Genomic DNA, 13,877 nt, shown 5'->3' with positions numbered 1-13,877 from the left:
TTTTGTCGGATATGCCGACGACCCTCACCAACTGCGACCGGGAGCCGATTCATATCCCGGGGTCGGTGCAGCCGTATGGGTTCCTGCTGTGCCTGGATGAGCAAACGCAGCGGGTGGTGCAGGCCAGCGCAAATACGCAGGAGCTGCTGGGCATTCCAGCCCATGAGCTGCTGGGCGCGGGCCTGGAGCGGCTGCTACCCCCCACGCAGCTGGCAGAGCTAGATGCCCTCTGGCCTACCCTCACCGAAACGCCCAAGCTGCTGGGCGTGCAACTACACCACACGCCTGGGCAGCCGTTCTACAAGCTCATTGTGCACCGCTACGATGGCCTGCTATGGGCCGAGTTCGAGCCAGTTGACTCTAATAGTCCCGGCGTGGTGGATTTGGCCACCTTGAACACGGCTCTGGGCCAGATGCTGGGTGCCACCTCCGTGCTCGACTTTTGCCAACACGCGGTGGAGCAGGTGCGCAACATCACGGGGTTTGATCGGGTAGCCATGTACCGCTTTGCGGCCGATGAGAGTGGCGAGGTAGTGGCCGAAGCCATCCGCCCCGACCTGGACCCGTGGCTGGGCCTGCACTACCCCGCCACCGATATTCCGCAGCAGGCACGGGCCATGTACCTCAAAAACTGGCTGCGCTTCATTCCGGATGCTTCTTACCAACCGGCCCCACTGGTGCCGGTGCGCAACCCCACCACGGGCCGCCCCCCCGACATGACGCATGCCGTGCTGCGCAGCGTGTCGCCCATTCACCTGGAGTACCTGCACAACCTGGGCTCGGCGGCCACCATGACTATTTCCGTTATTCGGGAGGGTAAGCTGTGGGGTATGATTACCTGCCACCACCTCACGCCCCATTTGGTGAGCTACGAGTTGCGGGAGTTGTGCCTGTTCATTGGTAAAACCTTCTCGGCCCTGCTTCCTACCAAGGAACAGCAGGATTTGCAGGCCTACCAGCTGCATATTCAGAAAACCCAGGCACGGCTGTTTGAGCAGATGAATAGCTCGGCCGATTTCATAACCGGCTTGTACCAGCACACGGCTACGCTGCTGAATGTATTTGCGTGTGGCGGCGCTGCTATCTGCTTTGAGGGCGAAATTGTTACGCTGGGCACCACCCCTACCCCCGACCAAATATGGGATGTGGTAGCGTGGCTACGCCAGCACGCGCCGCAGGATGTTTTCCATACCGACTCCTACACCCAACTCAACCCCGATGGGGTGGCCATTCGGGGCACAGCCAGTGGTATTCTGGCCATCACGCTGGCTCAGGCTGCCAACGATTACATTCTGTGGTTTCGGCCCGAGCAACTTCAGACCGTTACGTGGGCCGGCCGCACGCAGAAGGTGGAAACCAAGGCCGACGGCCAGATTTTTCTGTCGCCGCGGCAGTCGTTTGAGGCCTGGAAGCAAACGGTAGAAAACACGGCTGCTGCCTGGCTGCCACTGGAAATAGAAGCCGCTCAGGAGCTGCGCCTGCACATTGCCGATATCCGCCTCAAGATTTTCAATGAGCTGCAAGCCCGCGCCACCAGCCTCAGCCGTCTCAATGCCGAGCTGGAGCGCAGCAACGACGAGCTGGACTCTTTTGCCTACGTGGCCTCGCACGATTTGAAAGAGCCGTTGCGAGGCATTCATAACTACTCCATCTTCCTGCTCGAAGACTACGCCGACCGCCTCGATGCGGAAGGCGTAAGCAAGCTTCAAACGCTGGTCCGACTCAGCCAGCGCATGGAGTCCCTCATTGAGTCGTTGCTGCAGATTTCGCGGGTAGGCCGTATGGACCTCGTGCCGGTCCAGACGGATATGAACGCGTTGGTGAATGGCGTGCTAGAACTGCTGGCCCCTCGTCTGGAGCAAACCCACACCACCGTTACGGTGGCCGGCCCGCTTCCTACCATCCTAGCTGACCCCATCCGCCTGGGCGAGGTATTCAATAATTTGATTACCAATGCCATGCGCTACAGCAACTCTCCAGAGAAATACGTCACTATAGGGGTAGCCACCGCTAGCACTTCCTCCACGATAGGTTTTCCGTCGCTTGAGCAGTTTGATGTGTTTTACGTGCGCGACCAAGGCATTGGCATCGACCCCAAGCACCACGAAAACATCTTTAAGATTTTCAAACGGTTGCACGCACAGGATAAGTATGGCGGCGGCACGGGTGTTGGTTTGGCCATTGCCAAAAAAATGATTGAAAAACATGGCGGCAAACTGTGGGTTGAATCCGTACTCGGAGAAGGCGCCACTTTCTATTTCTCTCTTCCCAAAGCTCTATGATAGTTCCCTTCACCCAACCCATCCTGGTAGTGGAAGATAGTCTGGAAGACTTTACGGCGCTGGGACGGGCCTTTCGCAAACATGCCCTACCCAACCAGCTGCTGCGCTGCGAAGATGGCGACCAGGCGCTGGAGTACTTGCAGGGATACGGACAGCACCCCGACTGGCCAGCTCATCTGCCCGCTTTCATCCTACTCGACCTGAACATGCCCGGCACCGATGGCCGGGCGGTGCTCGATGTGCTCAAGCACGACCCTCGCTTGCTGTCTATTCCGGTTATCGTGTTCACCACTTCTACCAACCGCCGCGACGTGGAAGAGTGCTACCGCCTGGGCGCCAACAGCTACCTCACCAAGCCCATTGAGTATACTGTGCTAGAGGAGAAGGTTGAATTGATTATCCACTATTGGCTACAGGCATCGCAGTTGCCGCTTTCTATTTAAGCTCCTATCCGTTGAAAAAGATTTTACTCATTGACGACAATGAGCAGGACCGGATGCTCTATAAGCGCTACCTCGATAAGCAGGCGGGGCAGGAGCGTATGACCATCTATGAGGCCGACTCGGGGGAAACAGGCGTGGAGCTGTTTGCAACCCACCGCCCCGATTGCGTTCTGCTGGATTATAACTTACTGGATACCGACGGGCTGGAGGTGCTGGCCGAGTTAAAACAGCGCACACCGCCCAATACGCTGTGCGTGGTGATGATTACGGGCGGTGGCAGCGAAGCCCTGGCCGTGCGCGCCCTCAGCAGCGGCGCCCTCGACTACCTGGTAAAGCAGCAATTCGACCCGGAGTTGCTGTATAAAACGGTTATCCACGCCATTGAGAAAAATGAGTGGCGCCAATACGAAGCGCGGTACAACGGCCAGCTACAGGCCATAAACCAAGACTTGCGCGAGTCGTTGGCCGATCTTACCGCTGCTCGCCAGCAGGTAGACGACACCAACGCCCGCCTGCTGGCTGCCAACGAAGAAGTGCGCCTGCGCAACCAGGAGCTGGCCACCGCCAACCAACAGCTGGCCCGCACCAATGCCGACCTGGACAACTTTGTGTACGCGGCCTCGCATGATTTGCGGCAACCCGTCAACAACCTCCGTGGCTTATTCGACGAGCTGCGCCGCGCGGCTACCTTCCACGACCCCGAGGAAGCTATTCTGCTCCGCCTGATTGATGAATCGTTGCAGAACCTCACATCTACCATCACCGATCTGGCCGCGGCCGTGCAGGTAGAGCGCCTACCCGGCACGCATGTGCAGGAAGAGGTAGATCTGGCTTCTCTCATGGCCGATGTGCTGCAAACCCTGCGCCCGCAACTAATGGCCGAGCAGGCCACGGTTTCCACCAATTTCGACGCTCTACCCTCGTTGCAGTATGTGCGCAGCAATCTGCGCACCATTCTGCTCAATCTCCTGGCAAATGCGCTCAAATACCGCCACCACAATCGGCAGCCCACCATTCACCTGCGCACCCTGGTACTTCACGACGCCTCCGTACTCGAAGTGCAGGACAATGGCCTGGGCATCGACCTGAAACGCCACGGCGCCGAGCTGTTTCAATTGTTCCGCCGCTTCCACCCCGATGCAGGCGAAGGCACTGGGCTGGGCTTGTTTCTGGTAAACCGCTTGGTGCAGTCGCACGGAGGGCATATTGAAGTGGAGAGCGAAGTAGGGCAAGGCACTACCTTCCGCATTTACTTGCAAAAGCATCAGCATTCCGAACAGGAAGTGTAGAGCTGCCCCGTTTCTCTGCTTGCTAGTAGCAACAAAAAGGCCTCCCCAACGTGGGGAGGCCTTTTCTTTCGTAGTCAGCACGCTTAGTAGTCGTTGTTGTTGTCATTGTCGCGGCCACGGTTGCGGCGGGGGGCAGAGCCGTAGTCCGAATCGTCGTGCTGATTGCGGTATTGGTCGCGGCGCTGCTCGCCGTAATTCTGCTGGTTACGGTCCTGATAGCGGTAGTCGCCGCGGTCGGGCGAGCCCTGCCAGCTGCCATTTTGGTTCCGGTTTGCGGAGCCGTACTCATCATTATAAGAGCCGCCCTGCGAGCCGTAGCCACTATTGCTGTTGCCACCGTAGCTGTTGCGGCCATTGCCATAGCCACCCCGGTCGCGCTCATCCGAGCGGTTGTAGTCGTTGCGGTAGCTGTCGTTGCGCGAGTTGCTGCCGTATTGCTCATCATTGTGGCGGCTGTTGCGCTGCTGGTCGCCGTAGTTGTTCGAGCGGCCATAGCCGTTGCCGTAGTTGTTACGGTCGGGACCTTGCTGCGAGCCTTGGTTGTCGTAGCCTCCGCGCGACGAGCGGTAGTCCTCGTTTTGGTTGCGGTACTCATTGCTGTAGCTGCTGCGGTTGGCATCGTAGCCCCGGTTTTCGCTATAGTTGCTGCCGCCCATCGACGAGTTGCCGTAGTCGTTGCTGTAGCCACCGCGGCCCTGGCGCGAGCCATTATCGTTCTGGAAGCCGCCTTGGTAGTTGTTGTCGTTGCGATAGTTACCGCCTTGCTGGTTGGATGAGTTGTTCATCCAGCCTTGCGAGTTGCCACGGTAGTCGTCGTTGCCGCGCTGGTTGTTACGGTAGTTGTCGTCGTTGTATCGGTTCTGATTATCGCGATTCTGATTTCCATACGAATCACGACGTTGATTTTCGTTGTTCATAGCGTTAGAATTTTGGGTGGAAGAATACGACCGGTTGTACGCTCCCTGGTAGCTACGGTCATAGTCGCTGCCGTAGTGCGGGGCATTGCGCCGGTCTCGGTTGTGGTCGTCTTGGGGGTGGTAGCCGCCGGAGCCGTAGTTGCCACCATAGCGCCGGTCTTGTTCATCGTTGTAGTAGTTGCCGCGGGTTTCGGGCTCACGGTACTGGTTGCCGTAGCCGCCGTGCGTGCCGCCGTAGCCTTGGCTACCAAACTCGCCGCGGCCGGCACCACTGTTTTCGTTTTCGCGACGCTCATGGTCGCGGTACATGTCGGTGGTGCTGTTGCTGGCGTCGTCCACGTTGCTAGTACCGGCTACGTTGCGAAGTGCCTGCTTGCTGCCGTCCGATTTCTTGGTTTTGTCTTTGCTGCTGGCTTGTACCGTAGCAGGCTGCTTTTTGTCTTTATCCGTCGAGGCTTTGCTATTACTCTTCGACGACGACATCTTCATGTCGGCCGGGTTGGCTTCCTTGTTTTTCTGATTGCCTTGCTCGCCTGTTACGGCGCCTTTGCCTACGCTCATTTCAGAGTTGGCCAACGATTGGCTCGACACGGCATTTTTATCTTTATTTTCTCCGGATTTCATACCGGGAGTCTCCGGTTGGTTGGGGTTATTAGCCAGCGTCTGGCTGGCGTCGGCACCCATCTTGGCGTCCTGGCCGGTTTTGTTGGTGAGTGCAGTATTGGCCGACGAATTACTGTACTGATTATCCTGGTTTTTCTCTTTCGGTTCCATGGTGTGGGGGTGGTTGTAGTGAGAAAATGATCGGGTGGGTATTTAATTTTATACGCACTGCTTTCCGGATGAGTTAAGATCAGAACCAGAAAAAATCTTGGCTTATCCTGTTCACGAACAGCAAATTCCGGCTACAGCATCTCCCCACTACATCTCATGCTACCCTCCTTTTCTATTCGCATTTCGCCTGTATTTGGCGCTGCTGCAAATACAGAAATACCCGTAGATTTACCCCCGATTCGCTAACTCAACCATTACCATAGCATTCCATGAAAACGGGTACTGTAAAATTCTTCAACGAAGCCAAAGGCTACGGCTTCATCGTGCAGGATGATACCAACCAGGAAATTTTTGTACACCAAACCGGCCTAATCCACGAAATCCAGGAAAATGACCGGGTTTCGTTTGATGTCATCGATGGCAAGAAAGGCCAGAACGCCGTGAAGGTAGAGCGCATCTAAACGCACTTTCTTCTACCCTACCTACAACCAAAAAGCGCCCCGGCTCACATGAGCCGGGGCGCTTTTTGGTTGTAGGTAGGGTAGTCTGTGCTTCTGCTATTGGGCGGCGCTCTTCACTACCCGCACGCCCACGGCCATGATGTCGGGCAGTTGATCTTGCCGCATGTACTGCTCCAGCATCACCTTGTACGTACCCGGCCGGTGAAACTGCTGGCGGGGTAGGGCCAGAAACTGGTGGTCGAAGATGTCGCCGGCCCCGCTGCCCAGCGGCTCGCCAGTCTGCGGGTCCATCAGAATCATCTGGTGCAGGAGTCGCGAAAGCTGCTTGCCGTCGGGGCCCACCAGCGTGTGCCGCACATACAGGTTGTAGTAGCCATACGACGACGTGTTGCGCACATTGAAGTACACATCGTAGCGCTGGGTGGTGTCCTCAATCTGAAACTCGAACGTGGGCTTTTCCTGCACGGCCCACGTGCGGTCGTCAAAATCAAGGTTTTTCTCAAACACCTGATTTGGATTGCAGGCCGCCAGCAAGGCTACCAACGCCACCCCCAACAACAACGATGGAAAACGAAAAGAACGATGCATACAAAAATTAGGAAGCCGCAGGCGGGGCAGGCGGGGTAGGAGGAGTGGACGTATCGCCGCCCGTGCGGCCGGGCCGGTCGCCGCGCCGGCGGTTGCGGTCATTCCGGTCGCGGGGGCGGGCGGAGGCTTCGCCGCCTTCGGGTGAGGGCGCGCGGGGTGGGCGCCGGTCGTTGTTGGCGCGGGGCGGACGTTCCTCGCGAGGAGCACCGCTTTCCGGGGTAGGGCGACCTTCAGCATTCTGGGGCCGCTCTGGTCGGTCGCCTTTTTCACCGCGGCCGCGGTTGTTGCGGCGGTTGAGCGGCTTGGCGGCCGCGCCACGAGGCCGGCGACTCTCTTCCGATGCTCCGGCTGCCTCTCCGGCTGCGGGGGTAGGCGCATCGGCAGCGGGTACAGCCGGCCGGGGTGGCCGGTCGCCGCTACGGGTGCGCTCGGGGCGCTCTGGCCGCTCCGTTCGTTCGGGCCGCTCTGGCCGTTCAGAACGTTCTGATCTTTCGGGGCGCTCCGAGGTGGCCGACCGGGGCGGACGCGCTGCACGCGCAACGTTTTCTGTTTCGCCAGCACCGCCTTTGCGCTTGCGCTTGCCGCGTTTGGAGGCGGCAATCTTATCGTCGAGGCGGTCGAGGCTACCCTCCACGATGGCCGAGAGGTCGGGCGCTTTGTCTTCCTCGCGCACGGGCGGCAGCAGGTTTTCGGGCTTTTCGCCGCGCTTGTTCATCTCCTGCACCTCGCGCACGCGCTCAGTGGGCAGCATCACCCAGTTGTTGTCGCCGCGGAAGGCAAACCACATGCGCTTCTTGAAGATGTCGGTCTTCTGCAAAAACGCGTCGCCGCGCTCGGTTTGCAAGGGGCGCTGCACCTGCGGAATGTCCTTCAGGGCATCGAGGTAGGTGTCCAGCTCGTAGTTCAGACAGCACTTCAAACGCCCACACTGGCCCGAGAGCTTGGCGGGATTCAGGCTGAGGTTCTGGTAGCGGGCCGCAGTGGTGCTCACGCTTTTGAAATCGGTGAGCCAGGTGGAGCAGCACAGCTCGCGCCCGCACGAGCCGATGCCGCCCAGGCGGCCGGCCTCGTGGCGCAACGAAATCTGGCGCATCTCCACCCGCACCCGAAACTCGTCGGCCAGGCGCTTAATCAGGTCGCGGAAGTCCACCCGGTCGTCGGCGGAGTAGAAGAACGTGGCGCGGGTGCGGTCGGCCTGGTACTCCACGTCGGAGAGCTTCATTTTCAGGCGCAGCTCTTCCACCACCGAGCGGGCCCGGAACATGGTGCCGGTTTCCAGGTCGCGCACGGCTTCCCAGCGCTCCACGTCGTCAGAAGAGGCAATGCGCAGGATGTTGCGGATTTCCTTGCTGTCGGTGGGCACCTTTTTCTTCTTCATTTGCAGGCGCACCAGCTCGCCTTTCAGCGACACATGGCCCAGGTGCCAGCCGTTGCCGGCGGCTTCTATCACCACAGCATCGCCGGTGGTGAGAGGTAGGTAGGAAGCGTTGCGGTAGAAGTCTTTACGGCCGCCTTTGAAGCGAATTTCGACAATGTCGAAGCCTTTAAAATCACTGGGCAGGTCTACGTCCTGGAGCCAGTCGAATACATTTAGTCGGTTGCAGCCGCCAGAACTACAGCCCCCTTTGGAGCCACAGCCCCCAACGGATGTAGTAGAGCAGCCGCCCCCGGAGGAACAGGAAGTGCAAGCCACGGCTAATAATCTATCTATGATGAGGCGGCCTAAAGCCGCACGAAATCGGGTTTCAACAAAGATAGAGAATTAGCGGGTACGGGGGTAGCTGGCCCAAATCTGGCCTAAACACCGCCGCGTAACCTTCTCCACACCCACCATCGTAGGCACCGCAACTGTGCGCAACTGCCTATACTTGCAGCACCAACCACACTCCCCTACCCTTTTTCCTCATGAGCAAGCTTACGATCCGCAGCCTGGCCGAACTGTTGCAACACGAAGGGCGGCACCTCGGTACCTCCGACTATTTCACTATCACGCAGGAGCAAATCAACCAGTTTGCCGCCGCTACCCTCGACCACCAGTGGATTCACACGGACACCGAGCGGGCCCGCACCGAGTCGCCATTTGGGGCGCCCATTGCCCACGGCTACCTCACCGTTTCGCTCCTACCCTACTTCTGGAACCAGATTATCGCCATCGAGAACCTGAAGATGCAGGTGAACTACGAGATTGAGCAGCTGCGCTTCAACCAGCCCGTGCTCGTAGATAGTAGGGTGCGCCTACACGCTAAATTGTTGTCGGTAAAGGACTTGCGCGGCATCGCCAAAGCCAGCATTGAGGTAAAAATGGACATTGAAGGCCAGAAGAAACCGGCGTACAATGGCGTGATTACGTTTTTGTATCACTTCATATAGCCTTTGTTTACTGTGTCATCCTGAGCTTGCGAAGGACCTTATCACGCGTGAACGAGTCGTTGTTTATACTGTCATCCTGAGCTTGCGAAGGACCTTATTACGTCAAGAAGAGTCGTTATTTATACTGTCATCCTGAGCTTGCGAAGGACCTTCTCACGTCAGGACGACAAACGTAACAACGACTCGTTCTAACGTGAGAAGGTCCTTCGCAAGCTCAGGATGACACGAGGAAAACTACTTCCCTTCCACCAACGCCGCGCACTGCTGCGCTATTTCCAGCTCCTCGTTGGTGGGCACCACCAGCACCTTCACCCGCGACTCGGGGAGGTTGATTTCGCGCAGGCCGGGGGCGCGGGTTTGGTTTTTGGCTTCGTCGAACTGGATGCCGAGGAAATCGAGGTTTTGGCAGGCTAGCTGGCGCACCAGGGCGTCGTTTTCGCCTACCCCTGCCGTGAACACCAGCGCGTCGAGTCCGTTGAGCACGGCGGCGTAGGCGCCGATGTACTTGCGGATGCGGTAGGCGTAGAGGTCGTAGGCCAACTGGGCGCGGGCGTCGCCCTGGTTGAGGGCGGCCGTGATGTCGCGCATGTCGCTGAAGCCGGTGAGGCCCAGCATGCCGCTTTCCTTGTTCAGCAGGTTGCTGATTTGCGCGGGCGTGTAGTGCAGCTCTTGCAGCAGGTGCAGCACCACCGAGGGGTCCAGGTCGCCGGAACGGGTGCCCATCACCAAGCCCATGAGCGGCCCGAAGCCCATGCTGGTATCCAGGGACTTACCGCCTCGTACGGCCGCCATGCTGCACCCGTTGCCCAGGTGAATGGTAATCAGGCGGGCATCGGGCTGGCCGAGGTAGGCAGCGGCCTGCTCGGCCACGTACTTGTGGCTGGTGCCGTGGAAGCCGTACACCCGGATGCGCTGCTCGGTGTACAGCTCCTCGGGCAGGGCGTAGCGGAAGGCGTATTCGGGTAGGGTTTGGTGAAAGGCCGTATCGAATACCGCCACTTGCCGGGCCTGCGGGAAGATGCGCTCGGCCACCTCTATGCCCAGCAGATTGGCGGGGTTGTGCAGGGGCGCCAGCGCAAACAAACGGCGGATTTCGGCCTTCACCTCCGCGTCAATAAACGTGGTGGCGGCAAAGCTTTCCCCGCCGTGCACCACGCGGTGGCCCACCACGGTTATCTCGGCCGGGTCGTGGAGCACGCCGGCGGTGGGGTCGGTGAGCAGCTTCACTACCTCGCGCAGACCGGCTTCGTGGTCGGGTAGGGCCAGCGCGAGTTGCTGGGTGGTGGGGTCGTGGGCGTCGTTGAACACCTTGTGGGTGATGGTGGCATTATCGGCCCCGATGCGCTCTACCAGCCCGCTGCACACCGGCTGCTCGGTAAGCCAGCGAAACAGTTGATACTTGATGGAGCTGCTGCCGCAGTTGATAACGAAGATGTTCATGGGTTGTAGGCTTGTCCTGGTTTCACTTCCTGGCAGGAGCCATAGTAGCGTTTATGGAGGCTGTACGGAAGTTGCGACGGTAGAGTACGAACCAGCGACGCGGTGTAGTAGCTATGAGCAAAACAGCAAAACTTGCCACTGCAGGGTAGTTTGTTACATTTACTACTCCATGTTAGGCAACAAACCGTCATACTTCATGACTTAATAGCATTGGGCTACAGCATTGTTTGTTTCGGTTATAATACCATCAATATACATATAACCAAAATCTACCTGCGAGCTAAGTAGACATAACCGAAACCAAACAACTATTGTCAATTTGGCAACAGAAATATTACCTACTTTATTAACCGACATGGTCAAAATGAACAACAACATTGAACAATACCTTATCAAACAAAGCCAAATTCTGAATCATGAATTCGAAAAAATAAAATCAATTTATGGCGACTCTGATGTTAAAGGTGGTCAAAATGAAAAGATCATCGCTGACTTTATTAAAGAAAACTACAACTCTAATTTTAATTCTATCGGAGTTGAAATAATTGATTCTTTTGGCAATCGCACAGACGAAATAGATATTTGTATAAATAACCAGTATCAACCATTCAGTGCTAAGTATGGTCAGCCCTTAATTGCGGAAGGAGTAGATTTTGTTATACAAGTCAAAAAGACTATTACAAGCCAAGAAATTCCAAGAATTGTAAAAAATTGCGAGAGGCTAAAAATGTTAAAACGAAAGCCTAGTAATGGCGACAAATTTTATGGAGAGATCGAAGACGCAGAATATTTTCTAGAACGAATTCCATATATCGTAGTTGCTGTTGATAGTCAGCTTACTCTTGATACAGTTGCAAATAATTTAGCAAATAATTATAAATATATTAATTTTTATTCACAACCCGACGCAATATTTGTTTTGAACAGAGGTTTTATTATAAACTTTAGAGAAGGAAAGGGACGAGCTTGGACGACAGAAGACGGAAAAAAACTTATTGGCTTTTGCGTTGTCCATTCAGCAGATAAAACGCTTTTTGAACTGGTACGTTACATACATTCTTACATACCTAAGACTGAAAAACTAACACATCCTTTGAACAACTATTATCCAACTCGTATTAATTATAAAATCAACGGACTAATCGAATGAATATACGGCAGGCAACAGGGTATTTTCAGTAATGCAACTTGACGTTAAATACTAAAATTTGGTAATTATATTTATCTTTATTACAAACCTCGACTGACAGCTTTCTCTTTCTGCACTATCGCAAACATCTAAACTACCACGCTATCAACAATTTATCCTTTACCAGGCATTATCCCCTTCACTACCCCCACTACCTTCTCAATAACAAACCCAACAGCCAACCCAAATACACCGCACGCCAGCACCTTTGCCAGCCACGCTACGGCTGGTATGTTGGCTAAGGCGTGTTCCAGTTCGTGCAGCAAATGGGCGGTGAAGGGAATACCGTGGGCAATGATTTCGGCGCCTACCCACAGCATGGCGGCCGTGCCCACGTACCCCAGGATACTTAGGAAATGCGGCATAAACTTCACCATGCCGCGCCCGATGTTTTGGACGGTAGGGCTATAGTCGCCTTTGGCGAAGTGCACGCCTATATCATCCATCTTCACGATGAGGCCCACGAAGCCGTATACCCCTACCGTGATGAACACGGCCACGGCCAGCATCACTAGAAGCTGGTTTGTGAGGGGTTGGCCGTTTACCTGGCTGTAGGCAATGGCCATAATTTCGGCGGATAGAATAATGTCCGTGCGCACGGCGCTGGCTACGCGCTGCTTTTCCAGCTCCTCGGGCGTAATCACTGCTACTTCTTCGCTCTCGGGGTCTACCTCGTGGCTTTTGCTGAAGATGGAGTGCACCTTTTCGTAGCCCTCGAAACATAAGTACGCGCCGCCTACCATCAGAATGGGCGTGATGGCCCACGGGGCAAAATAGCCGAGTAGCAAGGCAGCCGGGGTTAAGATCAGCAGCTTGTTGATTAGGGACTTCTTCGCAATCTGAAAGATGATGGACAGCTCGCGGGATGGGTCGAGGCCCACGACGTACTTGGGCGTCACGGCCGTATCGTCAATCACAATGCCGGATACTTTGCCGGTGGTCTTGGCTATCTGGGTAGGCACGTCGTCCAGACTGGCCGCGCTGGCCTTCACCAAGGCCGAAATATCATCGAGGAGGGCAAAAAATCCGGAGGGCATAAGGGGTTGGGAGAGTGCGGTAGTTGTATTTTAAAAGAAAGGAGAACGTCATGCTGAGCTTATCGAAACATCTCGCGTGCTGACGCAGGATTACTACTCTGATGTCAGCACGCGAGATGTTTCGACAGGCTCAGCATGACTGGTTTATGACTTCGGACTGGCACAGGTTGCGGCAATTTACAGAGAACGGCAGCATTTCAACTCCGATGCTGCACGGCTGGGCTGTTCTGCGACCAGCGCAATTCATATGGGTAAGTTTATGTTAATTGCACCTAAAAGCATTGCCTGAACTATTCATCATATCCGGCTGCAACGGCGCAGGCAAAACAACCGCTTCATACACGGTGCTGCCGGAGTTGCTTTACGTACGTGAGTTTGTTAACGCCGATGAAATTGCGCGTGGGCTTTCTCCTTTTCAACCCGAAAAAGCTGCTGTAGCAGCCGGCAGGATCATGCTACGGCGGATTGACGATCTGATGGTACTGCGAGAGGACTTCGCCTTCGAAACAACTCTGTCAACCAGAAGCTTCGTGGGGCTGATTCAGCGAGCCAAAGCCGCTGGCTATACCATCAACCTGATTTATTATTGGCTCGACTCTCCTGAGTTGGCAAAGGAGCGGGTACGGAGTCGGGTTGCAGAAGGTGGCCACAGCATTCCAGACCTTACCATCACACGAAGGTACTATGCCGGTATCAGCAACTTCATGCGCCTGTATAAAGATATAGCCGATTTTTGGCTGTTGATTGACAACTCTAACACGACACCGGAAGTTATTGCAGAAAGGAGTGAAACCGGCGAAGCGGGGGTTGCTTCACCTGAAAAATGGCACACGTTTATTACCTTGGCTGACCATGAAGCACATTGAAATCAGAGACAAAGTACTGACAGGCAGCAAATTGGCCATTCAGCGGCTGCTTGATCGTAAAAAACGAGAAAACGCCTGCGTTGTCGTATCTCAGAATGGCAAAGTCGTGCAGGTAGCGGTAACGGACCTTCAGTACCCAACAGCGTCATAGCACTACAGCTGAGGACCAAAAACCATCTACCTTATTGTGCTGCATGCTACCTATTAGAACTTATCTTCTA

The 13,877-nt window shown here is 55.7% G+C and carries 13 protein-coding genes; 8 read left to right on the top strand and 5 right to left on the bottom strand.

Going from position 1 to position 13,877, the window contains the following annotated elements; translation table 11 throughout:
- The first annotated feature begins 11 nt into the window (after positions 1-11).
- The 3 genes from H8B15_RS06465 to H8B15_RS06455 are packed head-to-tail and all read left to right on the top strand — an operon-like array spanning position 12 to position 4,014.
- Entirely contained in the window at positions 12-2,282 is a 2,271-nt protein-coding gene (locus H8B15_RS06465) for an ATP-binding protein (protein WP_187318862.1), read from the top strand.
- Positions 2,279-2,725 (top strand): response regulator, encoded by a 447-nt coding sequence (locus tag H8B15_RS06460; RefSeq protein ID WP_187318861.1) that lies wholly within the window; start codon positions 2,279-2,281, stop codon positions 2,723-2,725. The genes H8B15_RS06465 and H8B15_RS06460 overlap by 4 nt, the downstream gene beginning before the upstream one ends.
- Before the next feature lie 11 nt (positions 2,726-2,736).
- On the top strand, positions 2,737-4,014 hold the full coding sequence (locus tag H8B15_RS06455; RefSeq protein ID WP_187318860.1) for an ATP-binding response regulator: 1,278 nt from the start codon (positions 2,737-2,739) through the stop codon (positions 4,012-4,014).
- A gap of 83 nt (positions 4,015-4,097) precedes the next feature.
- On the opposite strand, the gene H8B15_RS06450 is transcribed toward H8B15_RS06455, so the two are convergent.
- Positions 4,098-5,705 (bottom strand): hypothetical protein, encoded by a 1,608-nt coding sequence (locus tag H8B15_RS06450; RefSeq protein WP_187318859.1) that lies wholly within the window; start codon positions 5,703-5,705, stop codon positions 4,098-4,100.
- Between the two features lie 269 nt (positions 5,706-5,974).
- Here H8B15_RS06450 and H8B15_RS06445 point away from each other — a divergent pair, with 269 nt between their 5' ends.
- Positions 5,975-6,166 (top strand): cold-shock protein, encoded by a 192-nt coding sequence (locus H8B15_RS06445; RefSeq protein WP_187318858.1) that lies wholly within the window; start codon positions 5,975-5,977, stop codon positions 6,164-6,166.
- Between the two features lie 96 nt (positions 6,167-6,262).
- Here the strand turns inward: H8B15_RS06445 and H8B15_RS06440 are convergent, their stop codons facing one another.
- Positions 6,263-6,754 carry a gliding motility lipoprotein GldH gene (locus H8B15_RS06440; protein WP_187318857.1) on the bottom strand — a complete coding sequence of 164 codons (492 nt, stop codon included), beginning with the start codon at positions 6,752-6,754 and terminating at the stop codon, positions 6,263-6,265.
- Between the two features lie 7 nt (positions 6,755-6,761).
- On the bottom strand, positions 6,762-8,447 hold the full coding sequence (locus H8B15_RS06435; protein ID WP_187318856.1) for a regulatory iron-sulfur-containing complex subunit RicT: 1,686 nt from the start codon (positions 8,445-8,447) through the stop codon (positions 6,762-6,764).
- Positions 8,448-8,659: 212 nt separating this feature from the next.
- Here H8B15_RS06435 and H8B15_RS06430 point away from each other — a divergent pair, with 212 nt between their 5' ends.
- The gene (locus H8B15_RS06430; RefSeq protein ID WP_187318855.1) at positions 8,660-9,124 is read left to right on the top strand and encodes a MaoC family dehydratase; all 465 of its coding nucleotides are present in this window, start codon (positions 8,660-8,662) and stop codon (positions 9,122-9,124) included.
- A gap of 234 nt (positions 9,125-9,358) precedes the next feature.
- Here H8B15_RS06430 and H8B15_RS06425 read toward each other — a convergent pair whose 3' ends face one another.
- Positions 9,359-10,564 carry an acetate/propionate family kinase gene (locus H8B15_RS06425; RefSeq protein WP_187318854.1) on the bottom strand — a complete coding sequence of 402 codons (1,206 nt, stop codon included), beginning with the start codon at positions 10,562-10,564 and terminating at the stop codon, positions 9,359-9,361.
- Positions 10,565-10,883: 319 nt separating this feature from the next.
- Here H8B15_RS06425 and H8B15_RS06420 point away from each other — a divergent pair, with 319 nt between their 5' ends.
- A complete protein-coding gene (locus tag H8B15_RS06420) occupies positions 10,884-11,714 on the top strand; it encodes a DUF6602 domain-containing protein (protein WP_187318853.1) in 831 nt (276 codons plus the stop codon).
- 152 nt (positions 11,715-11,866) lie between these two features.
- Here the strand turns inward: H8B15_RS06420 and H8B15_RS06415 are convergent, their stop codons facing one another.
- Positions 11,867-12,790 (bottom strand): DUF808 domain-containing protein, encoded by a 924-nt coding sequence (locus tag H8B15_RS06415; RefSeq protein ID WP_187318852.1) that lies wholly within the window; start codon positions 12,788-12,790, stop codon positions 11,867-11,869.
- A gap of 281 nt (positions 12,791-13,071) precedes the next feature.
- On the opposite strand from H8B15_RS06415, the gene H8B15_RS06410 reads away from it, so the two are divergent.
- Together H8B15_RS06410 and H8B15_RS06405 are read left to right on the top strand one after the other, a co-directional pair.
- Positions 13,072-13,656: an ATPase gene (locus H8B15_RS06410; protein ID WP_187318851.1), complete on the top strand. Its 585-nt coding sequence runs from the start codon at positions 13,072-13,074 to the stop codon at positions 13,654-13,656.
- Positions 13,643-13,807, top strand: coding sequence for a hypothetical protein (locus tag H8B15_RS06405; protein ID WP_187318850.1), 165 nt, complete (start codon positions 13,643-13,645; stop codon positions 13,805-13,807). The genes H8B15_RS06410 and H8B15_RS06405 overlap by 14 nt, the downstream gene beginning before the upstream one ends.
- The last annotated feature ends 70 nt before the right edge of the window (positions 13,808-13,877 follow it).

Origin of the sequence: Hymenobacter citatus, assembly GCF_014333615.1 — a bacterium.
In the GTDB taxonomy this organism is placed as follows: Bacteria; Bacteroidota; Bacteroidia; order Cytophagales; family Hymenobacteraceae; genus Hymenobacter; species Hymenobacter citatus.
The sequence above is the reverse complement of the archived record's forward strand: the minus strand, read 5'-3'. Positions and strand labels throughout refer to the sequence as shown.